Genomic DNA, 23,887 nt, shown 5'->3' on the forward strand with positions numbered 1-23,887 from the left:
ATAACCAGCTAAAAATCAGGCTCACCTTGTCTACGAAAGAAATCGCTCAAGCGTGAACGGCCTTAAAAGTGCTGGCAATTGACTGCTTATTACATACTCAGCGATACATTGGCCACTAAGGGGACTTAACAACACACCAATACCATTGTGTCCAGTTGCCAGTATAATATTTTCCCATCCAGGTACAGGCCCAAAAATAGGAGCTCGATCAGGAGTGCCTGGACGCAAACCAGCCCAGCTACGCTCGATAGTACTTGCCGACAAAGTAGGCGCAAGCCTGAGTGCAGTAGTTTGCAGGCGAGATATCCCCTTCTGGGTGACAGCGATATTAAAGCCCTCATCTTCTTTTGTAGCTCCAACGAGAACCTGTTGTGCTTGAGGAAATACATATGTAGCATCGCCAAAAATAAGGTGGCGTAGAGGTATCGCGGCTTGTTGCATAGCAATCATCTGTCCATGAACGGGCTGTACAGGTAACATTACATCAAGTGATGTACATAGTCGTGCCGACCAGGCTCCAGCTGCCAGTACAACCTGTTTGCAATGATAAGTAACTCCCTGTAAAGTCCTCACGCCTACCACGCTCTTATTATCATAGAGCAATGCCCCTACCTCTGTATCACTATACACATGAGCACCAAGATGCTGCGCAGCTTGGGCAAACGCTCGTACAAGTTGAGTAGCTTGAACCTGGGCTTCTTCAGGAGCATAAACAGCTGCGCAAACATCCCTGGAAAGCGCTGGTTCATACTTCCGAGCCTCATCGCCATCCAGCCACAGCACCTGCAAACTGGTTGACCGCTTCCACGACTCCATACGCTGCCTCAAATGATCAATTCGCTTCGCATTACGCACCACACGTAATGCTCCAGACTGCTCATACCCCACACGCAGGCCACTTTCAGCCTCCAGAGCAGGCACAAGAGAAGCAAATTGCCCGAAGCTTGAGAGCAGCAGGTCGGCAAGTGGTCCCGATCCTGAAATAGGTCCAAGAGGAGCGAGCAAGCCAGCGGCAGCGCTAGAAGCCTGACCACCAATAGCCCCTCGTTCCAGTAAAACAACATCCACATGAGCCTTACGCAAAAAATAGGCAATAGAGCTTCCAATCACGCCACCGCCAATAATCACAACATCAGTTACAGGCATCCAAACACATCCAATCCAATTCTCGCAACGCTCAACTATCTAAGTACCAACATAACAACTATCTTACCACTCAGCAAGCAAGAACTTGTCAGAAAACGACAAACAGGAGAGGATTTTAAAGCAGGTGAAAACAGCGTTGGCTACAAAAAAGAGCTGTAATCTCAAAGACGTGGGATTTAGCGTAAAGAGGGGGGATACTGCAGCGCTATCAGAGAGTTAGGTTCACAGAACAAGAGAATCTAGTGTATCGATAGAGGTGGGCATCCAGATGTGATCATCTCTACATGGATGCCATACTCTGGCAGAGATCAGAGTATCATATAGGAAGTTGCCAACCAGATACCCGCCTCTATCGATAGTATCAATCCCCTCTGCAGTATCACTTTTAGTATAGGGCAAAATTATATGGAATCTATCAAAGAAAGGTCAAAAAATTATGAAGGAAGTATGATATCATTTCTTTAGAAAGAATAACCCTCATAGTATGTAAGCAAAAGTTAGAAAGAGTATCTGTTTTGAACGCCCCCCATCCAGTGAGCGATCAGCTTACGACTCAGACAACGACACAACGCCAGACGGTCACACCCGAGACAGTCTATAGCGTCCGGACAGCATCCAATGCAGTCATCTCTCCTGATGGCAAACAGATTGTATACCTTGTCAGTGAATGGTTACCCGACCAGGAGCGAGCGCGCAATCGTCTCTGGCTGGCAGACAGTGCTGGTAAGGAAGCACGACCATTGACCACAGGACCAAGACGAGATAATGCGGCTTCCTGGTCGCCTGACGGTCATTATCTGGCTTTTGCTTCCAAGATTGAGCGCGAAAATAGCGTATCAAGCTTTCAGCTCTACATCATAGACTTGCGTACAGGTAAAGAGCGCCAGCTCGGTACGCTTCCGAACGCCGTCAGCAATGTCACATGGGCACCCGATGGTAAACACATCGCATTTTGCACCCTGGCGGGCAAGGAACCGCAAGCAGATCCACGCGTTCAGAATGCTACGGAAGGGCGTCATCTGCGCCTGTGGACCATACGACCCGATGCCGATAGCCCCGAACCTGTCACCCCCGATGGTTTCACCATCTGGCACTATACCTGGTCACCTGATAGTCAAAAGTTCGCGCTTTACTATGCCACCGGATCAGAAGAGACGGACTGGTACCGTGGACAGATTGGTCTGGTAGCGGCAAGCGGAGGAGCAATCAAGCAAATAAGTCACCTCCAGCGGCAAGCCTTTGCTCTGACATGGTCACCTGATGGAACGCGTCTGGCCTACGTCTCTGGCGAGTGGAGCGATCCGGATCGAGGTGGTGGCGATATCTTCATCCACTCCCTGACAGATGGACAAACGCATAACGTCACGCCCGATATCGATTGGAGTCCTATCTGGCTTAAATGGTATCCCGATGGTCAGCGCATACTCTGTGCTGGCTGGGCAGGCCTGACAACACGTATCGCAGTATTCCACGAGACAAGTGGCACAATGACCACAATTTCGGACGATTTTCTGCTTGGAGATCGTTACTGGCCACATCTATCCACAACCGCCGACATGCGCTCTATCGCAGCCACGCATTCAGAGCAGCATCCTTACGATATCTGGTCTGGAGAGCTACATATAGAGGATGACCGGCCCCCAGCACTGACATGGCAGCGTGTCACGCGCCTCAACCCGATTGCAGAAGAGACTCTCGACCTGATTCTTCCCGAGCACATCAGCTATCAAAGCGTTGATGGCTGGTCGATACAAGCGCTTGTCACCTGGCCCAGGCCACAAAAAGCCAACACGCTCCCTCCGCTTATCGTGCATATTCATGGTGGACCCTCGGCCTGCTGGCAGGGCGATTGGGATAACTATTTCTCACAAAATCTGGTGGCGGCTGGCTTCGCGGTTCTCAGGCCAAACATTCGCGGTAGCATGGGTAGAGGTACAGCCTTCGCTGATGCGGTGATCGGAGATATGGGTGGCAAGGATCTCCAGGATGCACTGGCCGGCGTTGACTATCTGATAGAGCGCAAACTCGTCGATAGCACACGCATCGGTATTATGGGATGGAGCTATGGTGGATTTATGACATCATGGGCCGTGACGCAGACGCAACGTTTCAAGGCCGCGGTCATGGGAGCAGGGATTTGCGATTTTCACAGCTTTCACGCACAAACGAATATCCAGGATTGGGACATGCGCTTTTTAGGCACTATCGACAACCCGATCACGCCCCTCACCCATCCAGACAGCTATCGCGAGCGCTCTTCAATCACTTACGCGAGCCGTGTCACAACGCCCACATTAATTGTCCATGGCGAAAGAGATGGCTGTGTACCAATCAATCAGGCGCACGCATTTTATCGAGCATTACGCGAACAAAACGTCCCAACCGAACTTGTCTCATATCCACGAGAGGGTCATGGTCCGCAAGAGCGAGCGCATATACTTGACTATATGCAGCGCACACTGGAATGGTTTAAGAAGTATTTATAAAAGGCAATTACAAAGGAGTAACCATGGACATTGAAAGCAATCAATCAGCTCATACTGAAATCAGCACTCTGGCCAACCAGGAACGGCCATACACTATTCCTGCCTTACAAGAATGGACGGCCGCTGCCGGACACTATACCTTCAGCGGGCAATCTCGCATCGTCATTGATCATAGCTATACCTCTCAACTACAATCTACAGCAGAAGTATTTGCCTCTGACCTCAAGGATTTAACGGGCCACGCGATAGCAATTGTAGAGAGCACATCCCCCGAGCAAGCGGGCGACATACTTATCAGCTTGACCCCTGATGATGTAGAACTGGGAGCTGAGGGATATCTGCTTGAGATCAAGGAGACGCTAAAGATTAGCGCTCCTACCGAGCATGGGGTATTTTATGGAACCCGTACCTTGCTCCAACTGCTCAAACAGAATGTAGCCATCCCTGCCGGGACAGCCCGCGATTGGCCTGTGTATCGCCAGCGCAGCTTGATGGTTGATCTTGGACGTAAATACTTTTCAATTCCATGGTTAGAGAACCATATCCGCATCTTAGCCTACCTGAAATACAACTATTTCCATCTTCACCTCTCCGATTACCTGGGATTTCGTCTGGAGAGTGTCCGACATCCAGAAATAGTTGCCCCGCAATACTACACAAAAGATGAGATTCGCGCCCTGATCGAGCTCGCCCAACGCTACCATATTACGATTGTGCCTGAAATTGATATGCCAGGACACATGGATACGGCGCTCGCCCCCCATCCAGAGCTTCAACTTGTCAGCGCGACAGGAGAGCATCAGATCGGCGATCTCGATCTGAGCAACGATGATGCCTATACTTTTGTCAAGGACCTGCTGGATGAGTTTATCCCGCTCTTCCCCGGACCTTACTGGCATATTGGTTCCGACGAATATATCATGGGCAAAGAATACAAAGATTATCCGCAATTGCTCGCCTATGCTCGCGCTCATTACGGACCTGATGCAACTGAACGAGATACCTACCTCGGCTTTGTCAATTGGGCAAATGAACTTGTGAAGTCATACGGCAAGATAACACGCGTCTGGAATGATGGCTTATATGGCGGTAGCCGCGTCACGATAGCCACAGATATGCTGATTGAACATTGGCTGGATTCAGGTTTAGCTCCCGAAGAGATCGTCAAGCTCGATATCTCAATCATGAATGCCAACTCAGATTACCTCTACTACGTCCTGAGGCAGGCAGATCGAAAAAATCCATTTACCACCTCGGCGCAAAGCATCTACGAAGACTATGAACTCACAGTCTTCGATCAAAACAAGAGCATCACGCACAACCAGCGCAGGATCATGGGAGCAAAATTGCACGTATGGTGTGACTATCCTGCGGCCAAGACCGAACAACAAATAGATACAGAGATTACACCTTTATTGCAAGCACTTGCTCAAAAGAACTGGGGATCGCCAAAGCTCGTACCACACTATGCATCCTATCAATCGATTGAAGCTGCAATTGGACAGGCTCCAGGATATGTTGCTCTTTCTCAGCCGAACATCTCTGAATAAATACTGTATGAAGCGGAAAGTATGCGTAACAGCAGATCAATCCAGGCTTTAATGTTCAGTCAAGTTATCGATAAGTTGTCGTAAAGTACGCGGTGCAAAGGGTTTACGCAACAGTGGCACATCATCGGGCAAGATATGCCGAAACTGCTCTAGCGTTGGACCACTCACCGCCGTAATTACAATCACAGGTAATTGCCAGGACTCAAATTCTTTACGGATCGCAAAAAACACATCGGCACCTGTCATCGTGCCAGGCAACAGGAGATCCAACACCACCAGATCGTATGGCTGTGCATCTTGAGGAGAACGCGTTGGAGAAAAAATAGCATCCAACATCGATTTGCCAGTGGTATGCTCAAAAACGTTATGACCGTCCATTTTTAACGTTGTGGATAAAAAAGCGAGAATCGCAAGATTATCATCTAGAACCCCTATGTTCAAATTTTTATGCCCCTCAGTAACCTTGTCCAGCACAAAAATATAAGCGCCCTATGGTACATATATTTTTATAACTGAAAAGCCGTAAAAACACCAACTAGTCAAGCATATCGTAGCACAGATCATGATTGACAGTAAATATATTGACGATCCCGATAGACAAAAATCCTAAACTTACACTTATGCTAGAGCTCCATTTCGTCAATATATCTACCACCCGCAATATCATTACAGTCCCCTACACAAACAGACGTCACTCCTACGCCATCCGCGTACAACTAGAAAGAGGGAGCTCTCTAAAGCTGATAGAGTGGCACCTTGTTTTAACTCCAAATGTACATTTAATTGATACGCTTTAATTGGAGATAAAAACTGGAAAGAAGTCCTATTCGCTTGACCCCGATAAACGACTCAGGTAAAGTAAAATGCAGGCATAATCAGGCACAAGTAAACACAACAAATCACCACAATTCTCATCACAGATATCTCATCATCTCTGTCCTGGAAAAGGTATGTTGTCGGGGGGAAGTTTATGATCAGTTGCATTCTCACGGCTTATCACGAGCCAAGAACCGTTGGAGTCTCCATCAAAGCATTAATCGAGCAAGCATGGCCAGAAGAATATGAGATTCTGGTTGTCTGCCCCGATAAAGAGACAGCTAACGTTGTGCGTATCTTCACAGACTGCTATCCTCAAGTGCAACATCTCATCGATACAGGAAAAGGGAAGCCAGCCGCCTTAAATCTCGCGCTCAAGCATATCAGAGGGAGTATCTGCGTCTTCACAGATGGCGATGTCATTGTCCAGGAAGATGCCATTCCCGCGCTGTTGAGCCACTTCAAAGATCCCAAATGTGGAGCGGTTACCGGTCGTCCGATATCTGCCAATGTACGCACATCATGTTTTGGTTACTGGTCACACTTGCTCACAGATGCAGGGGCACACTACACACGGACGCTTTTCTCGGAGCAGCAACGGTATCTCGATTGTTCGGGCTATCTCTACGCAGCCCGCAGTGAGCTTCTCGCCATGTTACCTCACAACACACTCGCCGATGATACTTACATTTCTCAACTGGTATGGCAGCAAGGATATATGTTATCCTATGCGCCAGAAGCGAAAGTAGCGGTACGCTATCCTACGACGTATAGAGATTGGCTGCTACAAAAGGTGAGGAGCAGCGCAGGCTCGGCAAAAGCCCCGGTGCCGCTGCTCCCAGATGCAGAAAATTATGTTCGACCGCCCGAGCAGATGCGCTCGTTCAAGCGTGAGGCATTCACCGGACTACGTTCAGCGCTCGCCTATGGCCAGTCCTGGCGTGAAAGATGGTGGACCTGTTGCCTGCTTTGTGCCCGCATTCATCTCTGGCTCTGTGTCTGGATGGAACTACACATCAAACACCGATCCTATCAAGACATCTGGCAACGTGTCGAAACAACGAAGTAGTGCGGCAAAAGCGCTCAGTACCTTAACGGTTGCCAGCCAGATTATACAGCTGGAGTAGCTCTTCAATGATGGCTTGTTCTCGTCCATACTTGATACCGTCTGGTACACACGTTTGCAGATGGTTCTCTAAAATCAAGGCTTCCAATTTCTCAATTGCTTTGCGCACGGCATACGTCTGACGGAGTATATCGACACAATATTTATCATCTTCAATCATTTTACGAATGCCATTCAGATGCCCATCAATATAGTTCAACCGCTTGAGAACATCCTGCTTATCTGCTTGCATACCACTTCTCGCTTTCGTTACAATACCCCCTGGGGAGGGGTTAGACTCAGTATACAATATACTATCCGAAGAGCGCAAGCAGGAAAAGGTTGAGTGAAGCGAAGACCGTGTAGCGTCGCACGCTCGCGTGTGATGTCCCAGGACCTCGTACGAGCCAGCCGGATCTCGGCGTCCCACGCTAGCGGGCCTAATCATACGTAGCGTGGGGCAAGCCAAAAGTTGTTGTTAAAATGTACAAGAAGGAGTAGATCAATGCATATCGTTATCTTCGCGGGAGGCACATTACGTCCCGGCACTCAAGTAGATAAGGCTATTCATACGGCAGATATGATCATAGCAGCTGATAGTGGAGCTGCCACAGCTTTACAGTATGGATGTACTCCAGCAATTATTTTAGGAGACTTCGACTCATTGCCCACCGCACAAATGGAAGAACTTATCCAGAAGGGGAGTCGGCTAGTACGTGTCTCTACCCAAAAGGACGAGACGGATACAGAATTAGCATTACGTGAGGCTCATCAACAGGGGGCCAGTACTGTGAGCTTGCTGGGAGCATTAGGAGGTGCACGGATTGAGCACACACTGGCGAACTTTTTTCTGCTCTCAAACTTTGCAGATATGCCTATTCGGATTATAGATGGTCCATCGACTTGCTGGCTGCTGAAAGGTCCAGGCGTCAGCTATATCAACGGCACGACGCGGGATTTTCTATCACTCTTCCCTTATACGACCCGGGTTACCGGCATCACCAGCACCAATCTGGCCTATCCACTCGCCAGAGCCACCTTACACTTCGGAGCGGTGCGAGGCATCAGTAACGAGCTTACTGCTGAGCAAGCCAGCATCTCGATAGAAGATGGTAGCCTCTTGATCATTCACACGACTCAAGCGACTTCATAAGGAGTTTAATCCTGACGAATTTTACCGATGATATGGTGTTTTTTTCGCGTCTGATTAGCATTACAAAGACATGTATTATTCTATTTTTTAAGGATAAGCCACGCCAAATGCAGCAATTCTTCTATCAAATAAAATGCATAGAAATAGGCTTACACTGTTTTTTAGTAATCTTTCTTCACATAGGTTGCAGATTATGTGGTACACTTAAGGAGGAAATAGAATCCATTTTCGTATCACTCTTTCTCTATCAGTATTAAGAGTCAGGGCAGAAAGCGATGATAAGACCGACTCTCGATCAGGCTGAGGAGATATAGAGCGGACACACCTATTTGTCATCCTTCCTCATTTTTAGCAGGCTTATCGGCCATTCATCATAGATAAAGTACCGACAAGCTTCTCTTTCGCAACAAGTAACTGGCAGAGGATTTTATTATGTCAGCATTTATAGTTCTGTTATTCCTCATTATCTTTGTATGCGCTTTTGGATACATGGTCTATCGGAATAACGTACGACGATCCAGAGACAAGAACAAGAATCGAAATCATTACAATGATCGAGTCTAAAAGGCATTGAACCAGTAGAGATCAATGTTTAAAGGAACAGTGATGAATAAACAACCTTCTGAAATAAACGAAAAACCCGCACAACGGAAAATCGAGCATGCCAGCGCGTATTCTGCTCGCATCCAAGAGGTGATGCGCTATGATAAGCTCAGTTCGACCGACTATCATCTTGTCATGACCATTCTAAACGCCGTCTCAAAGGGAGACACAGAAGAGCGTTGGAAAGAAGAACAGCATCGTACTCTGAAACCGCTGCTTACCACATCACTCGACAAGAAGGTAGCAGCAGAGGATAGCCCCAATGGCTACGAACAGATGGTTCTACGCTTGAAAGGTCTGATGCTCTGGCCCTGGTAAGAATCAAATGGAATAGTGCATAAGAAAATATTCTTTGTGAGATCACGTATGCATTTCGCTTCATGCCTCCATGAGACGGTTATCAGCAAGATAGAACCAGAAAGTGAGCTTTCCATGCCAACAGCGACTCAGTCCTCCAGCCACAAAGATCAGGCCAACGTTCCCAGTATCCACATTACCTATGAATGCATCATGCATGAGAGACTACGCGAATCGGCCTCCTACCTCTATGAAGTCGCATGCAGCATCACCTATCCAGTCGCATCGTCACACCTGTCCATACGCGTCTCAGCCCAGAACACTTATCGCAACACAGCATCGAAAGAGGTTCCATTCACGCTGCACAAAAATGGAGCAACCACCTACGCGGAACTCCTCGAATCCGAGCAACTGGAAGTGAGGATTGTTGAACAAGGAGGCCAGTATCATAAAGCCTTCTATCGTGCTCAGGGACAGGAGCTCGTCGAGCAAAACACGCGCGACATCGCCTCGACCATCGACCACATCACAGCCTGACCAACCGGGGTCAGAAAGCAGCAACAGCCAGCACCCTTGCACTCAGATCAGGCCCAGGCTTGCATCAATACTTCAGTGCTTGGTTAAGGGAAATTTGATTAAGATTGTAATTTCCTAAAAAATAGTGTATACTTATGTTGTCTCATTCTGATTCTTTCTAAGCCATGTTCATCCTCAAATAACCTCAGAAAAGAAAAAAGCGATGAAAACATTTGTCCAGACGAGAGCCACCTTTCTGGAAGCGTTTGCCCAATTAAAGCGCTTAGAAGGCTCAGAGAAGGTCACACAAGCCCTGCGTACCGTCAAAGAGCGAGAAACAGGCAAATTATGTTATCAAGCTGAAGAAGACCTCTCACAAGCGGAAATTTCCTTACTTAAAGGTATGCTTCATTCAAAAATCAGCTTGTGGGAATTTTGTAAACAGCAATGTCGTGAAAGTGTGCCCACATGGGGAAATTAGGACAGAGAATGGCCCGTGCGCCAAAAAAACCCGATAGTCCAGATCATACCACTTACCGACCAGAGATGAATATGACACACATCACTGGTTTCGATACGCGCCTGCGCAGTGTACCAGGAACCTGGACATTAACACATAGCTTCCTGCATGCGGGCGATCCCCGTGTCGTGAGCCTGCGCTGGATCATTGCCGATAAACATTGGTGCGATGAAGCTGGTTTTCTCAATTTTCTTGATCAACGTCATCATCGTCTATTATTACGCTGCTTTCTTGAACCAGCCGCATCCGAGCAACAGCCGCTCACAGAAGAAGAGACGCCCGCCGATACTGAGACCGAGGGTGAACCTGAAGCTCCCGTTGAATATCAATGGAGTAACGAGGAACTGCTCGAACAGATGGGACCTCCAACGAAAAACCATCAGCTATCGCAAGCGCTGCAATTTTTACGGGCGCAAGAAATGGTCCACGAAGAGCAGGACAAATGGAGTCGTGGAAAGCAGATCAGCTCGATTGCAACCATCAACGCCACATTTGAGTGGGTTGTCCAGGAATACTTACAACGCAATCACAACGCCTTTGCACGTCGTCGCGTCAGCTTCAAGGAATGGGATCAGAATCATCTCAACGACATAAATGTGCTTGCATTCACTCCTGAAGGTCTTACAGTTATAGTTGAGTGCAAAACGGATCTTGAAATCTCGGGCGATGAGCTGATGCACTTTATCCAGCGTGCCTCCACCTTTCCGACCGACGTGGCACTGCTCCTGATCGATACAGAACATGAACAGCATGTCATCAATCAGGTCCACAAGCTTAACGCGATTCTGGGAAGAAAAACGTCCGATCCTGAAGATATCCATCAATACAAAGGCAGCACGATTGCTCACATCACAGGAAACCTCTACGTTGCCAACACAGCCGGTGGTATCGCAGCCCCGCTTGAGGAAGCACTACGCATGGGAGCAGCGTCTAAGGGCCTGGTTGCCAGCAACACAGCCGGGTAGTCAATGGCGCGTCGGGAAAGGCAGATAAGATCATGGAGATACAGACCAATCGAACCACCTTTGAGGAAGGCGATCATGTACGTATCAAACTTACAGGCGAGACTGGTATCATCAATGCAGCTGATGGCGGGGTCGTGTATGTACTTATGGATGACACCAATGAGTCCAAACTCTTTGAAGCCTCTATCGATGACGATGCGATGATCGAACTTATTATTGTAGAGACTCCTGAAAGCTCGCATGGTCTATAACCAGGCATGCCAGCATAGAGCCAGGATAGCTTCAAGCATTTGTCCTTATGACTTTAGTCATACTTATAAGGTCCTTTCATTGCCAAAAGCATAGAAGGTAGCTAATATGTATAATGGTACGAGGTGCGGAGAGGGAAAAGGGAAACTTAAAAATTGACAGGGACATATGTCAATTTATTTGAATAAACAAAAAGGACTGTATATGTCTGCAAACCAACCACCATTCCCAGGGCGTCCAGATCAATATGGAAACTCGATGTCACCAGACACAGCCAACGAGAATCATTTCTCGCCTCCACGTTTGCGCCGGGGATTAGGACCGATGAACAGTCCGTTCGGTCTTCCATCCAGTGACGTAGCTTCACCCAACACAGCATGGAATGGCGATCAGACACAGGTCTACCAATCGGGACAGATGCCATTCGCTGCACAGGATAATACCATAAACGCTTCATCATCGCAGAGCAACTTTTTTGGTGGCAGAGGAGTCGCTCCCAACCTCAATATGAGCCCTTCGCCCTTTTCCAGCGCCGATGATGGCACACAGCCCATCACACCAGCAAAGCCATCGCAATTTGGTCGCTTCAATACTGGAACGCTTGGCAATGAGCAGCAAAATAATCCATCGCAATTTGGTCGCTTCAATACTGGAACGCTTGGCAATGAGCAGCAAAACAATCCATCGCAATTTGGCGGCTTCAACCCTGGCACACCCGGAAGCGAGCAAGCGGTAGGACCGTATGGCAGCGGTGTATTTCCAATGAACAATCCTACAGGCACATTGAGGAATCCAACGGGTGCGCTGGGAAATCCGACCGGCACGTTAGGGTCGCAGATGGGTGAGTATAGCGGCAATACTGGAATGCTCAAACTCAATCAAGCAGTGAAGGTTGTAAAAATTCCCGTCCCAGGCAGGCCCGGAGAGTTCAAAACAGGCATCCTGCCAGTAATTTCTCAGATGCCCTCAGGGGCGCTCCCTCCGCCATCCTCAGGAAACGCGGGCAAAGGCATACAACGCCAGGGAAAAATACTCTTATTAGTCGCAATGGTATTTATAGTACTCATCGGGACAGCCTCCGTCTTTCTCCTGCATATTGGTGGATCCCCTACAACTACGAAGATAAACACAAATACAGCCAAACCCTCCGCCAACAATCAAGTAGGAGCCACCAGTACAGCTATGGTGCAAGCGACTGCGACCGCCGTCGCCAATGCATCGATCCTGGTTGATGACACTCTGGCCTCAAACGCTCACAACTGGATCATCGGCACCCATAACGGCATCGTCTATTCCTTTACTAATGGAACATATCACATTCGCCAGAATGGGACCAATTTCGGCTATGCTATTATGTATGCAGAAGAGCTGCCAAAGAATTATACCTATAGCTTAACCATGCAAAACGTGGCCTACGATACAAAGAATACCGATGCGTTGAGCTTCTATGGCTTGATTATGAATTATCATAGCTATAGTAGCACCAAAGCCTCATTCTATCTATTGCGCGTCAACAACGGCACAAACATCTCCTACGAATTCGACAAGTTCGACAATCGGACCACCGGCGATGACCAGAGTCCCTGGCAAGAGATCTTCCCCGACAAAAATAACGAGGCCGGTGTAGGCAAAGGAAATGGGAAAGAGTTCCTTGGACCGCACCAGCCCAACGTCTATAGTGTCACCAGCACCAATGGACAATTTACCTTTTCGGTCAACGGCAAGCAGGTAGGTTCCATCAAGGACACCTCCTTCACCGGCGGCGGATTGGGCATGGGAGTAAGTCAGGCAGGATCTGAAGCCGCATTCAGTAACTTGATCGTCCGAGGCAACTAACTGTAGCAAGGGGGTTTTACGCCCCCTTCGGTCCCTTCAACTTCATTTCAAGAGTTGCACTCCAAACAGTCCGGCCAACTGCACAATAAGATAAGCCAGAGCCAGCAAGCTGACCACGATCGTCAACGTATAAGCCAGAATATTGTAAACAAGCCCATTGGTATACGATCCCATGAGACGCTTATTATTCACCAGCCACAACACAGAAAAGAGAATAATCGGCAATAACAGGCCATTGAGCAGATAGAGGTTGAGCAGGATCTGAACAACTGGCAGGTCGGGCACCATCGCAACGACAACTCCGATCACAATCAGCAAGGTAAACAGTCCCCAAAAAACGGGAGCTTCACGCCACTTTTTATTAACACCATTTTCAAAACCAAAAGACTCGGTCAGCGAATAACTGGTGGTGAGTGGCAATACGCTAGCCGCCAGCAAGGCTGCTCCCAACAGACCTAAGGCAAACGCATCACGAGCCAACACGCCCAGAAATGGTTGTAGCGACTCCGCAGCCTGTGCGGCAGAATTGAGGACGACTCCTCGTCCACCGCTATGCACAAACAATGTGGCAGCCGTTGAGATAATGATAAAGCAAGAGATCGCATTCGAAAAAATTGATGAGACATATATTTCCAGGCGCTCATACTTATAATCTCGCAAGGGCAGACCTCTCTCAACGACCGCGCTCTGTACATACGTCTGCATATACGGGCTGATAGTCGTACCAATCGCCGCGATGAGGATTAGCAGATAGCTACCATTCAGCTGTACGACCGGGACAAGGCTTCCACGCAGTACCTGTCCCCCATCGGGATGCGCCAGAAAGGCGGACAAAATATAGGCAAAAAAGGCCAGAGTCAGGGTAACAAAGACTTTTTCGACCCAACTCGCCGATCCTTTTACAACCAGCAACCAGATCAGCAATCCACCACACGGAGCTGAAATATAAGCCGGCACATGAAAGAGTCCCATTGCCGCAGTGATGCCAATAAATTCAGACACAATAATGCCACCATTGGCCAGCAGAAGAGAAAACATAATAAAGACTGTCAAGCGCAAGGGAAAATTCTCGCGGATCAGGTCGGTGAGTCCTTTACCGGTCACAACCCCCATCCGAGCGCACATCTCCTGCACAATCCCCACCCCAATGGTCAGCAGGACCATCACCCAGAGCATCTGATAACCATATTGAGCACCCATCTGACTATAGGTCAGTACGCCGCCTGGATCATTACCGGCGTTGGCCGCAATCAAGCCTGGGCCAAAGATTCCAATGTAAAAGAGAAAACTACGCGAGGGCTTGCAGAAACGAAAGTGGTGCTTCTTTTTATGCACGCGGCTGAGGCGTGTCCCTGTATTTGTCAATAAAACATCATGATTATTTAAGGACTTCTTCATGATGAGATCCTCCATGCAGCATTTTTTCTTCAGGATGACGCAAAGATATATCCGCACAATAGCTAGAGACAGATCAGCAGCGATCCTGAAAAGCAGAGCGAAAGAAGGCTTGCGTCATCCAATCAAACCGATAATTGCGCAAGTCAAACGAATAGAATGAAAGGGTTATGGGCACACAAAAAGAATGTGTACAAATGCACCACTTATAGAAGCTTAAAAACCTTCGCGATGAATAGAATAGATAGAAGAGGCAGTATTAGCAGAGGAGTAGCGAAGGCGAGGAGATAGCACAGGAAGTAATCATGTAGGACAAGCTATCAGATCATCAATACTACTGCCACTGAATAGTGCATCTTCCAGCTACTGGGAGGTTTGCTACTACTCGCAGGCTTCATAATAATTCTCCATTTCTCTTGTAAAATTTGGGATGTCTGACCATTTGGAGTATACGCTCTCACATAGTCAAAAGTCAACCACATCCCATGCACGAAAAAAGAGATTTGATCTACATAAATAAGCATTCTTCAGGCAATATCTCCCTGCTCAGCTGCGCCAAACTATGCAAAATTTGGTATAATAGATATAGATAAAATATACGGTCAGCGTTCCATTCGTTTAACGCCTTTGCATCGCATGGCTGCGAGAAGTATAGCTGTTTCACTATGTCTACAGCAGTAAGGGCGTGTAAGGAGACGATACATTGGTTGAAAAGAGTAATCAACAACAACAACTTTTTGCTCGTCAGCAGACAGCCTATGCCTGGAAGAATGTTCAACTCATGCAGCGAGGTGCCATCATTGTCGTGATGCAGGAAGAGGTACGCATCCTTGGTATGAAACAGGATAATGACGATTGCTTGCTCTTGAGTTACACCGATCCGCTTACCAGCACGAAAATCGAACAACTCTTCAACCATACCGACTTTGTCTACGCCAAGCTCTAATGCGGGACAACGAGAGGTTACTGAGATAATAAACACTGGATCGTTAATAGTCTATTGACGATCCAGTGTTTATGCAAATTATCTGAATAATGATTGTTCAGGATGCAGAAGGCGCAACATTCTCTTCAGTTGCAGGAGTCTTTTGCTCACTGCTGGCTTGTTGAGGCGCCCGGCCTTGCAAAGGAACATCTTTCAGCAAAAGCGCTCCAACGAAGATCACCAGGCCAAAGATGAATACAACCCAGAAGCCATGCTGGATGGCTACGGCGAGCGATTGCTTTAAGGCCTCAAACACTTGATTCAGCATCGAGTGTGCTTGTTGGACCGCCGCTGCCGCTGCCGCATCATGTGATGGTCCTGCGGGAATATGTGCCGCTGCCTGCTTGGATGCTTCATTGATAACCGTATTGCGATAGGTATCGCTAATCAGTACCTGCGTATTCGATGCAGCCGCAAAGCCCGCAGGGGTCAGGCGTTGGATTACGCTGGCGGGTAGGCGCGTTGGCAGATCAGAGGCCAGAAAGTTATTCACAACGGTCCCAACGATGGCGACACCAACGGTCTGACCTAACGCTGTGAGATAGCGTGTGGCACCAGTACCCACACCCATCCGTGTGCGAGGAATGGAGTTCTGAACGACCAGCGTGAGCAACGAGAAGAACATCCCGATACCGACACCAACGATGATCATATTGCGTGCCGTCACCAGAAAGGGGGTGGACACTGTCAGTTGCGTCATCAGGAACATCCCCAGGACCAACAAAAGCGATCCAACGATAGCAACGATCTGATAGCGTCCTATTCTAGCAATCACAAAGCCAGAGAGGGCGGCCCCAATCACAACGCTGATCGTCAGAGGAGTGATCACAACGCCGGAGTCTGTAGCCGATTGTCCCTGGATACCTTGCAGGAAAAGAGGCAAGTAGATCACCAATGGGAGCAGCGTACTACCAATCATCAAGCTGAGCAGGCAGTCGGCGGCAAACACGCGATTGCGCAGCAGATCAAGCGGCAATAACGGCTCCGAGACCAGGCGCTCAACGATGAAAAAGGCAATATACAGAACACCCGATGCAACTAATGTTCCGACAACCTGCGCTGAATTCCAGGCATATGTTTGATCGCTCCCCCAGGTTAATCCCAGCAGCAGGCAGATTGTCGCACTGGAGGCCAGTACCGCACCGACAAAGTCGATGCGTCGAATAGCCGCCCAGCCGGTAAAGTTATTCGTGCGCTGAGAGAGATTATTTGGCAGGTAGACAAGTAATGCAATTAAAGCAATAATTCCAATTGGAATATTAATATAGAAGACCCAGCGCCAGCGTGTCTCATTTGTCACCAGATTACCCAGTAGCGGACCATGATCAGTCAGCCAACCGCCAATTGTCGGACCTACGACGCTGGAGAAGCCATAAACACCAGAGAATACTCCTTGCCAACGCGCACGTTCAGCGGGCGCGAAAATATCACCCACGACCGTAAACACCAATGCAATACCAGTGCCGGCTCCCAGGCCTTGCAGAGCACGGAATGCGATCAGTTGCGCCATCGTTTGTGCCGCTCCAGACAGGGCCGAGCCGCACAAAAACAGAATCACACCTACCACAAAAAACCATTTGCGTCCAAATTGATCGGAAAGCTTGCCAACAATCGGAATCATTGTAGTGGATGCAAGCAGATAGGCTGTTACTGCCCATGAATACAGATTATATCCCTGGAGCTGACCAACGATTTTCGGGAGAGCAGTCCCCACAATCGTCTGATCCAGTGCCTCTAGCAATAATGTCAACATCAGAGCCGCCAGGATGCTAAATAAGGCAAAGCCTTGTACCCGCGTTGCATCACGTGATGGTGGAACTGATTGATTGGAAGTCACATTTGTGTCCATAAAAGAAAAGAGGCCTCCTACCTCCAAAGTATCAGTAGTCGAGTGCTAGAAAACATGCAGTACAAACCTCCAAGTCGGAGACGTGTTTACGCGGGGACCTCAATGTCAGTGCGCAAGACTCAACATGTTCGATCTATTCTGTTACATCTGCTTCTTGTACCTGCATTGATTGCACTACATCTTTGTGCAACTTCTGTGCCCATGAAAACTCTAGCTGCCATACATCGATCATATGTTGCATTATGTTCAGTAAGGACTGCTGGTCGTCAAAATCAATACGATCATCAGTAAAGGTGGCCATATCCTCTTTCTCAGCGATCGAATGCAGTATATGAGCCTGGCAATAATTAAGATAATGATCAAGCAGGTAGACGCGTTCTTCTGGCCGCACATATTTCAACATCTGTGCTTTGTGCCAAAAGACACGCTGATAATCTCCCAGATTGGAAGTTGTATCCATCATCAATGTATGGAAGCGCTTACGACCCTCTGCCGTCAGAGCATAGCTACGCGTATGACGCTCACCATGACCAACCGGGGTAGTAAATTCCTCGATCGGAACAGTTTGTATCAAACCATCATGTTGCAACTTTGCCAGCAGCGGATAGAGACGGCCGTTGCTTACCCTGGTATAAGGGCCAAAAATATCATTGATGATTTTAGAGATCAGATATCCATGAGCCGCCTTTCTCATCAGGATCGAGAGGATGATGAGTTCATACATATCAGGCATTCCTTCTATCTCTTCTAACGCTCACGATGGTATCAAACAAGCAGACAGGTCACTATAACCTGTCACTATAACCTGTCACTATGACCTATTATATCTATGAAGATCTCCCCATGTCAAGACTTGCATCGGAAAATTGTAGATCAAACTCACCACCGCAACGTCGCACGCTGGCGTGCGAGGTCCCAGGAGTTCGTACAGACAGCAGCATCTCGGCAAGCCACGCTAGCCCGCCTGATCGTACGTCGAGTGGGACATCGCACGCCAGCGTGCGACGCTACTTTTGGCCGCCGGTCATGAGGAAGCCTAGCTCTTCTTCGGTGGCTTCTGGTGAGACGATATCGACGATCTGGCCTTCGTACATGACGGCGATGCGGTCGGAGAGCGAGCGAATTTCATCCAATTCTGCGGAGACGAGCAGGACGGCTTTCCCGGCGTCTCTTTGGGAGATGAGTTGGCGATGAATAAATTCGATGGCTCCGATATCGACTCCACGTGTGGGCTGGGCGGCGATCAGGACGAGGGGATCTGATCCCAGTTCGCGGGCAATGATGAGCTTTTGCTGGTTTCCTCCGGAGAGTGTCCGCATGGCTGCAATGGCCGATGGCGTGCGGACGTCGAAGTCGCGGATGAGTTTCTGCGCCCATGTGGCGATGTTTTTGAAGCGCAGCATCATCCTGGCCCAGGAGAATTGCTGCCAGCGTTGTCGTCCCAGCACCGAGTTGGCTTCGATGGATTCTGCGATCACCAGACCACTGTTGCGGCGATCCTCTGGGATGTGGGACATGCCGGCAGATCTAACTCCAAGCGCGCTCAGACCAGTAATGTCGCGTGCCTGTCCTGTATCTTTGTCTGTCACAGGCGTAACCGTGATCCGTCCCCCGGTTGGTTTACGCATGCCTGTCAGCACTTCAATCAGCTCGGTCTGCCCATTGCCTTCGACGCCTGCAATACCAAGAATCTCGCCTGCATGGACATCAAAGCTCACCTTGTGCAGGATGTCCAGATCGCGATCAGATCTGGCTTGCAGATCTCGCACGCATAAGACGGCAGGTCCTGGATGAGCGGGCGCTTTCTCGACACGTAACAATACGTCGCGTCCGACCATCGCACGTGCAATCTCGCGCTGATTGGTCTCTTTGGTGACCAGCTCTCTCACATTCTTGCCGCGACGCAGCACAGTGATCGCATCGGTCACATCCAGGACTTCGCGCAGCTTGTGCGTGATAAAGATAATTGTCTTCCCTTGCTTGACCAGATCGCGCAATACCATAAACAGATCATCTGTCTCCTGAGGAGTCAACACACCGGTCGGCTCGTCCATGACCAGGATATCAGCACCGCGATAGAGCATCTTGAGGATCTCTACGCGCTGCTGCTGGCCTACAGAGAGCTTTTCAACCAGGATACCTGGATCAATCGGCAGGCCGTAGCGGGTGCTTAACTCCTGGATCGCTTCGTAGGCGCGTTTCCGTTGAAATGTCGAAGACAATCCGCCGGGCTCATGTCCCAACACGATGTTCTCCGCCACGCTCAAGGGAGGGATCAGCATAAAATGTTGATGCACCATACCAATACCCAGACGAATCGCGTCACGCGGTCCCGCAATCTGGACTGCCTTCCCGTTGATACGCACTTCGCCGCTATCGGGCGAGACCATTCCGTAGAGGATATTCATTAGAGTGGACTTGCCAGCACCGTTCTCGCCGACCAGAGCATGAATCTCTCCTTTACGAACTTTCAGATTCACATGATCACTTGCCACGACGCCCGGCCAGGCTTTATAAATATCCAGCATCTCCACTGCGTAAGGCGATGACTTCTCTTCAGGCTGTATGACGACTGTACTCTCTTGCATGGATACACCTTATTCCTACTCTGACGCCGGCTCATAGGGAACACCATCCGCTGCTGGTGCGGTTGTACGGCCTACCAGGCCCACCAGAGCAATCAGGGTTAACAGATAAGGCAGAGTGCTTAGCAGCTCTGCATTGACACCAGTGCTCTGCAAACGCGGACTCAAAGCTTCACCAAGGCCAAAAATGATGCACGCACCTGCGGTACCAAATGGCGTGTATTTTCCAAAGATCATGGCGGCCAGAGCGATATAGCCCTCACCGGAAGTGATATTCTGATTAAAAATACCGGCGATACCCAACGAGAGGAAGGCTCCGGCCAGACCAGATAGCAAGCCACTTGAGATCACACACAGGTAACGCACCAGACGCACATTGACTCCAGCGGTATCGGCCGCCTGGGGATGCTCACCCACCGCACGAATCCGCAGGCCAATATTGGTGCGGAAGAGCAGCAGATGGATGCCGATTACGATCACGATCGCGACATAAAAGATGACGTTTTGCTGAAAGAGGACAGGTCCCAGGAACGGAATATTCGCTAACGGCCCCCAGGACAACTGCGGCAAACGCAGCGAGCCACTCAGAGCTGTCACGCCTTGTCCGCCTGTCTGGAGAGGCAGCAGAAAGTTTGTCAGGCCCAGGGCCGCCAGATTGATGGCGATACCGCTCACAGTCTGGTTCGCCATAAAGTGAATCGAGACGGTAGCATGGATCAAGGCAAACAATGCGCCAGCAATCATCGCACCCAGCACTCCCAGCCAGACATTATGGGTAGCCAGAGTCGTCATCACGCCGGTGTATGCTCCGATCAACATCATGCCTTCCATCGCAATGTTGACCACACCACTCCGTTCGGAGATTAGTCCGCCGAGCGCGGGGAGCAGGAGCAGTGCGGCGAATTGCAATGTGGACTGCCAGAGATCGCTCGAAATCAAGACACCCCAAAGAATTGACAAAAACACGATTAGCCCTCCTGACCCGTCGAAGTAGCAGCCGGATCTATCTTACCAACATCATCGCCTCGCGGCTCACGTTCCTCATCGCCTCGTGCTGTGCTCTCACCATCGCCTGGCGGTTCACTCCCCTCGGCGGTTGCCGGAACTATCACCGCCTCAGCCGCCTCAACATGCATCAGATTGGGAACCAGTTCAGGGCGGGGACCCCGACCAGCAAAGCGCGAAAAGAAGCGCAGTCCCACCGGTATATATTCAACCGCGATGCTAAAGAGGACCAACGCCTGCATGATGTAGATAATGTCGCCAGGAACATTCACAAAGCTCTGCATATAGGGTCCAGATTGCGCCAGCGCACCAAAGAGAAGCGCAGCCAGGAGCACACCCGTTGAAGTGGTCCGGCCTAACAGGGCAACGCCGATGGCGTTGAAGCCCGTATTATCGGTGGCAAACGATGAGCTAATCAGCTGATAAGGCACCTGTCCCATCAGACGCGTTGAACCAGCCAGGCCAGCAAAAGCTCCCGCCAAAGCCATCGCCAAAATAATGTTCTTTTTTAGCGGAATACCCGCATATCTGGCTGCCTTCGGATTCTGTCCGATCACGCGCAACTCATAGCCAAAGGTCGTGCGAGCTGTCACAAACCAGTAGACAACCAGAGCTACCAGAGCAATCAGCAAGCCTGCATCGACCGTATATTGCTCAGGAGAAGCCAGCGGCGGTAAAAAGGTACCTAATGTCTGATTGTACAGCAGAGATAATGATGACAGCGTCGCATTTTGTCCGAGTGGCAACGTCTGCTGCACCAGTCCAGGAGCCTGAAACGGTCCTTCAACCAGATAGGCAGCCACATAGAAGGCGATCCAGTTGAGCATGATCGACGTTACGACCTCATGGGCACCCCGCCAGGCTTTCAACGCGCCAACAATTGCGCCCCATAGCGCTCCAGACACCATACTGGCAATCAGCATCAGTGGAACCAGAAGTGCCGCAGGTAGCATGGTCAGCCGCAGCCCAATGATGCCTGCTACCATCGAGCCGACAGTCAGCTGACCGGCCGTGCCGATGTTGAACAGTCCAGCACGATAGGCAATGGCTACGGAGAGTCCCGCAAAAATCAATGGAGTGGATTTCGCCAGGGTAAACGAGATGTTTTGCACACTACCAAAGGAACCATTCAAGAGATAGTAGTATGCGGAGAACGCAGTCGAAAAACGATCACTTAGCGCTCCAGGAGAGGTTATCGCTATAATGATAATTCCCAGCACAAATGCTATGAGTACAGCGATAAGTGGTCTCCCCAGAGCTGCACGTAGCACCTGTATCCATTGGATAAACCTGGCCACCGGAGCTGAGGTCCTACGCTGTACTGTTGGCGTTGCCATATGGCTCCTCCTGCACGCAATACAGAAAATACATATCGAGAAATATTGATAAGGACATCAATCTGTATTCTATAATATCATTCACCATCTGAAGAGACAACTATCCCCAACACACATGATGTGAGTAGATGATAAGTACACTCCTCATCATCTACTCACATCACAGGTATAACAACGGATCGTCTCCGTCAGACTATTTCTGGATCGTGTCCGGCACGACCAGCTTACCGGATTTCATATCCGCAATGTACTGGTTCAAGATCGGTGTAACGGTCTCAGATGGCACAACACTGGACAATTTTCCGACGCCAACGCCGTCATTTACCAGGCTGAAGACAGGAGGGTTTGAGGAGAATTTGCCAGCCTCAAAATCTTTTGTGGTAAGGTAGACAGCCTGATCAACGCGCTTGATGGCGCTGGTGACCACACTATCATTAACCGCCGACTGATCGCTATCGACACCAACACTGTAGACGCCCTTGGCCTTTGCAGCCTGCAAGACGCCCAGGCCACAGCCACCAGCTACCTGGAAAAGGATATCAGCTTTCGACTGATTGATCTGGCTATTGGCAGCATCCTGACATTTAGCAGTACCGTCAAAGGTCTGAGAATAGTTGATCTTCACCGTGATGGATGGATCAACCTTTTTGGAGCAATACTGATATCCAGCGATGTAGCGATTCACAGAAGGAATCGAAATACCACCAATCGCTCCGATAGTGTTGCTTCCCAGTAAGCCTGGAACTTTCGATTTGCCAAGTGTTTCCAGCTCACCAGCGACAACACCAGCCAGACAACCGGCCTGCTCTTCTTTAAAGGTCAGAGGGGCCACGTTCTTCAAAGGATCGCACTTATTGCTATCTTTCGGATCGGGTGGACAAGAATCAATGAGAGCAAAGTCTTTTCCCGGATACTGTTTCGCCACGGTATCCATAGCCGATGCCATCAAGAATCCGACGCCGATCACCAGATCAGACGTCTGAGCGGCACGTGTCAGATTACTCACATAGTCGCTTTCGGATGTGGTCTCGATAACTTTTTTGGGGAACTTAAATTCATTCATTGCCTTGGTATAACCAGCATAGGCTGATTGGTTAAAGCTTTGATCATTTAAGCCGCCAATGTCGGTCACTAGAGTCACCGTTTTGACTGCCGGCGTGGAAGATGTAGTACCAGGGGTTGTACTTCCACCACAGGCTGCAAGCACAACGCCAAAGACCACCATGAGAGAAATAAAGAGGCTTAATGTGCCAGCTTTTCTCATAAAGATATTCCTTTCAATGCTCTCCAAAAATGATTGCGAAATAAATCCATATCGGCGCAATGCACTTCTTATTTAATGTACATGCGTAATTTCTCATAAAATGAGCGCGTATATTCTTCCCGGTCAGACAAAAATGCCCGCAAGCCAGGAGCACATACTCTCTTCATTATATAAGTCCCAACCAGATCGCAATAAATATGGATACACTATCAGCAAAACTATGTA

21 protein-coding genes are annotated in these 23,887 nt (G+C 49.2%); 11 read left to right on the forward strand and 10 right to left on the reverse strand.

The window, feature by feature from the left end; genetic code table 11:
- Positions 1 to 30 precede the first annotated feature (30 nt).
- Positions 31 to 1,146: a glycine oxidase ThiO gene (gene thiO, locus AC27N8_RS08485; protein WP_487065924.1), complete on the reverse strand. Its 1,116-nt coding sequence runs from the start codon at positions 1,144 to 1,146 to the stop codon at positions 31 to 33.
- Between the two features lie 515 nt (positions 1,147 to 1,661).
- On the opposite strand from thiO, the gene AC27N8_RS08490 reads away from it, so the two are divergent.
- Positions 1,662 to 3,632, forward strand: coding sequence for a S9 family peptidase (locus tag AC27N8_RS08490; protein WP_487065926.1), 1,971 nt, complete (start codon positions 1,662 to 1,664; stop codon positions 3,630 to 3,632).
- Between the two features lie 23 nt (positions 3,633 to 3,655).
- The gene (locus AC27N8_RS08495) at positions 3,656 to 5,182 is read left to right on the forward strand and encodes a family 20 glycosylhydrolase (protein WP_487065928.1); all 1,527 of its coding nucleotides are present in this window, start codon (positions 3,656 to 3,658) and stop codon (positions 5,180 to 5,182) included.
- A gap of 48 nt (positions 5,183 to 5,230) precedes the next feature.
- On the opposite strand, the gene AC27N8_RS08500 is transcribed toward AC27N8_RS08495, so the two are convergent.
- Positions 5,231 to 5,623 carry a response regulator gene (locus tag AC27N8_RS08500; protein ID WP_487065930.1) on the reverse strand — a complete coding sequence of 131 codons (393 nt, stop codon included), beginning with the start codon at positions 5,621 to 5,623 and terminating at the stop codon, positions 5,231 to 5,233.
- Between the two features lie 529 nt (positions 5,624 to 6,152).
- Here AC27N8_RS08500 and AC27N8_RS08505 point away from each other — a divergent pair.
- Complete coding sequence (locus tag AC27N8_RS08505) at positions 6,153 to 7,067, forward strand: glycosyltransferase family 2 protein (RefSeq protein WP_487065932.1); 915 nt, start codon at positions 6,153 to 6,155, stop codon at positions 7,065 to 7,067.
- Positions 7,068 to 7,089: 22 nt separating this feature from the next.
- Here the strand turns inward: AC27N8_RS08505 and AC27N8_RS08510 are convergent, their stop codons facing one another.
- Positions 7,090 to 7,356, reverse strand: a complete 267-nt coding sequence (locus AC27N8_RS08510; RefSeq protein ID WP_487065934.1) for a metal-sensitive transcriptional regulator — start codon at positions 7,354 to 7,356, stop codon at positions 7,090 to 7,092.
- A 252-nt stretch (positions 7,357 to 7,608) separates the two neighbouring features.
- On the opposite strand from AC27N8_RS08510, the gene AC27N8_RS08515 reads away from it, so the two are divergent.
- The 7 genes from AC27N8_RS08515 to AC27N8_RS08545 all read left to right on the forward strand — a co-directional run bounded on the left by AC27N8_RS08515 (position 7,609) and on the right by AC27N8_RS08545 (position 13,242).
- Positions 7,609 to 8,256 carry a thiamine diphosphokinase gene (locus tag AC27N8_RS08515; RefSeq protein WP_487065936.1) on the forward strand — a complete coding sequence of 216 codons (648 nt, stop codon included), beginning with the start codon at positions 7,609 to 7,611 and terminating at the stop codon, positions 8,254 to 8,256.
- Positions 8,257 to 8,862: 606 nt separating this feature from the next.
- Positions 8,863 to 9,177, forward strand: a complete 315-nt coding sequence (locus tag AC27N8_RS08520) for a hypothetical protein (protein WP_487065938.1) — start codon at positions 8,863 to 8,865, stop codon at positions 9,175 to 9,177.
- A 114-nt stretch (positions 9,178 to 9,291) separates the two neighbouring features.
- A complete protein-coding gene (locus AC27N8_RS08525; RefSeq protein WP_487065940.1) occupies positions 9,292 to 9,693 on the forward strand; it encodes a hypothetical protein in 402 nt (133 codons plus the stop codon).
- Between the two features lie 202 nt (positions 9,694 to 9,895).
- Complete coding sequence (locus AC27N8_RS08530) at positions 9,896 to 10,153, forward strand: hypothetical protein (RefSeq protein WP_487065942.1); 258 nt, start codon at positions 9,896 to 9,898, stop codon at positions 10,151 to 10,153.
- Complete coding sequence (locus AC27N8_RS08535; protein ID WP_487065944.1) at positions 10,141 to 11,157, forward strand: hypothetical protein; 1,017 nt, start codon at positions 10,141 to 10,143, stop codon at positions 11,155 to 11,157. The genes AC27N8_RS08530 and AC27N8_RS08535 overlap by 13 nt, the downstream gene beginning before the upstream one ends.
- A gap of 32 nt (positions 11,158 to 11,189) precedes the next feature.
- A complete protein-coding gene (locus tag AC27N8_RS08540; RefSeq protein WP_487065946.1) occupies positions 11,190 to 11,408 on the forward strand; it encodes a KOW domain-containing RNA-binding protein in 219 nt (72 codons plus the stop codon).
- Positions 11,409 to 11,610: 202 nt separating this feature from the next.
- The gene (locus tag AC27N8_RS08545; protein WP_487065948.1) at positions 11,611 to 13,242 is read left to right on the forward strand and encodes a hypothetical protein; all 1,632 of its coding nucleotides are present in this window, start codon (positions 11,611 to 11,613) and stop codon (positions 13,240 to 13,242) included.
- Between the two features lie 42 nt (positions 13,243 to 13,284).
- Here AC27N8_RS08545 and AC27N8_RS08550 read toward each other — a convergent pair whose 3' ends face one another.
- A complete protein-coding gene (locus AC27N8_RS08550; protein ID WP_487065950.1) occupies positions 13,285 to 14,640 on the reverse strand; it encodes an NRAMP family divalent metal transporter in 1,356 nt (451 codons plus the stop codon).
- 700 nt (positions 14,641 to 15,340) lie between these two features.
- On the opposite strand from AC27N8_RS08550, the gene AC27N8_RS08555 reads away from it, so the two are divergent.
- On the forward strand, positions 15,341 to 15,583 hold the full coding sequence (locus AC27N8_RS08555) for a hypothetical protein (RefSeq protein WP_487065952.1): 243 nt from the start codon (positions 15,341 to 15,343) through the stop codon (positions 15,581 to 15,583).
- 97 nt (positions 15,584 to 15,680) lie between these two features.
- On the opposite strand, the gene AC27N8_RS08560 is transcribed toward AC27N8_RS08555, so the two are convergent.
- From AC27N8_RS08560 to AC27N8_RS08585, 6 genes are all read right to left on the reverse strand, one after another.
- Entirely contained in the window at positions 15,681 to 17,471 is a 1,791-nt protein-coding gene (locus tag AC27N8_RS08560) for an MDR family MFS transporter (RefSeq protein WP_487065954.1), read from the reverse strand.
- A 133-nt stretch (positions 17,472 to 17,604) separates the two neighbouring features.
- Positions 17,605 to 18,195, reverse strand: a complete 591-nt coding sequence (locus AC27N8_RS08565; RefSeq protein WP_487065956.1) for a PadR family transcriptional regulator — start codon at positions 18,193 to 18,195, stop codon at positions 17,605 to 17,607.
- A 283-nt stretch (positions 18,196 to 18,478) separates the two neighbouring features.
- On the reverse strand, positions 18,479 to 20,059 hold the full coding sequence (locus AC27N8_RS08570; RefSeq protein ID WP_487065958.1) for an ABC transporter ATP-binding protein: 1,581 nt from the start codon (positions 20,057 to 20,059) through the stop codon (positions 18,479 to 18,481).
- 15 nt (positions 20,060 to 20,074) lie between these two features.
- Positions 20,075 to 21,022 carry an ABC transporter permease gene (locus tag AC27N8_RS08575; protein ID WP_487065960.1) on the reverse strand — a complete coding sequence of 316 codons (948 nt, stop codon included), beginning with the start codon at positions 21,020 to 21,022 and terminating at the stop codon, positions 20,075 to 20,077.
- A 2-nt stretch (positions 21,023 to 21,024) separates the two neighbouring features.
- Entirely contained in the window at positions 21,025 to 22,398 is a 1,374-nt protein-coding gene (locus AC27N8_RS08580; protein ID WP_487065962.1) for an ABC transporter permease, read from the reverse strand.
- Between the two features lie 193 nt (positions 22,399 to 22,591).
- Positions 22,592 to 23,662, reverse strand: coding sequence for a BMP family lipoprotein (locus AC27N8_RS08585; RefSeq protein WP_487065964.1), 1,071 nt, complete (start codon positions 23,660 to 23,662; stop codon positions 22,592 to 22,594).
- Positions 23,663 to 23,887 lie beyond the last annotated feature (225 nt).

The sequence above is a fragment of the Dictyobacter sp. Z7_2 genome (assembly GCF_057551105.1).

Bases quoted from the DNA above. Each gene is read 5' to 3' on its own strand.
- thiO (WP_487065924.1), bottom strand. From the start codon at position 1,146: ATGCCTGTAACTGATGTTGTGATTATTGGCGGTGGCGTGATTGGAAGC.
- AC27N8_RS08495 (WP_487065928.1), top strand. From the start codon at position 3,656: ATGGACATTGAAAGCAATCAATCAGCTCATACTGAAATCAGCACTCTG.
- AC27N8_RS08505 (WP_487065932.1), top strand. From the start codon at position 6,153: ATGATCAGTTGCATTCTCACGGCTTATCACGAGCCAAGAACCGTTGGA.
- AC27N8_RS08510 (WP_487065934.1), bottom strand. From the start codon at position 7,356: ATGCAAGCAGATAAGCAGGATGTTCTCAAGCGGTTGAACTATATTGAT.
- AC27N8_RS08515 (WP_487065936.1), top strand. From the start codon at position 7,609: ATGCATATCGTTATCTTCGCGGGAGGCACATTACGTCCCGGCACTCAA.
- AC27N8_RS08520 (WP_487065938.1), top strand. From the start codon at position 8,863: ATGAATAAACAACCTTCTGAAATAAACGAAAAACCCGCACAACGGAAA.
- AC27N8_RS08525 (WP_487065940.1), top strand. From the start codon at position 9,292: ATGCCAACAGCGACTCAGTCCTCCAGCCACAAAGATCAGGCCAACGTT.
- AC27N8_RS08530 (WP_487065942.1), top strand. From the start codon at position 9,896: ATGAAAACATTTGTCCAGACGAGAGCCACCTTTCTGGAAGCGTTTGCC.
- AC27N8_RS08535 (WP_487065944.1), top strand. From the start codon at position 10,141: ATGGGGAAATTAGGACAGAGAATGGCCCGTGCGCCAAAAAAACCCGAT.
- AC27N8_RS08540 (WP_487065946.1), top strand. From the start codon at position 11,190: ATGGAGATACAGACCAATCGAACCACCTTTGAGGAAGGCGATCATGTA.
- AC27N8_RS08545 (WP_487065948.1), top strand. From the start codon at position 11,611: ATGTCTGCAAACCAACCACCATTCCCAGGGCGTCCAGATCAATATGGA.
- AC27N8_RS08550 (WP_487065950.1), bottom strand. From the start codon at position 14,640: ATGAAGAAGTCCTTAAATAATCATGATGTTTTATTGACAAATACAGGG.
- AC27N8_RS08560 (WP_487065954.1), bottom strand. From the start codon at position 17,471: ATGGACACAAATGTGACTTCCAATCAATCAGTTCCACCATCACGTGAT.
- AC27N8_RS08565 (WP_487065956.1), bottom strand. From the start codon at position 18,195: ATGTATGAACTCATCATCCTCTCGATCCTGATGAGAAAGGCGGCTCAT.
- AC27N8_RS08570 (WP_487065958.1), bottom strand. From the start codon at position 20,059: ATGCAAGAGAGTACAGTCGTCATACAGCCTGAAGAGAAGTCATCGCCT.
- AC27N8_RS08580 (WP_487065962.1), bottom strand. From the start codon at position 22,398: ATGGCAACGCCAACAGTACAGCGTAGGACCTCAGCTCCGGTGGCCAGG.
- AC27N8_RS08585 (WP_487065964.1), bottom strand. From the start codon at position 23,662: ATGAGAAAAGCTGGCACATTAAGCCTCTTTATTTCTCTCATGGTGGTC.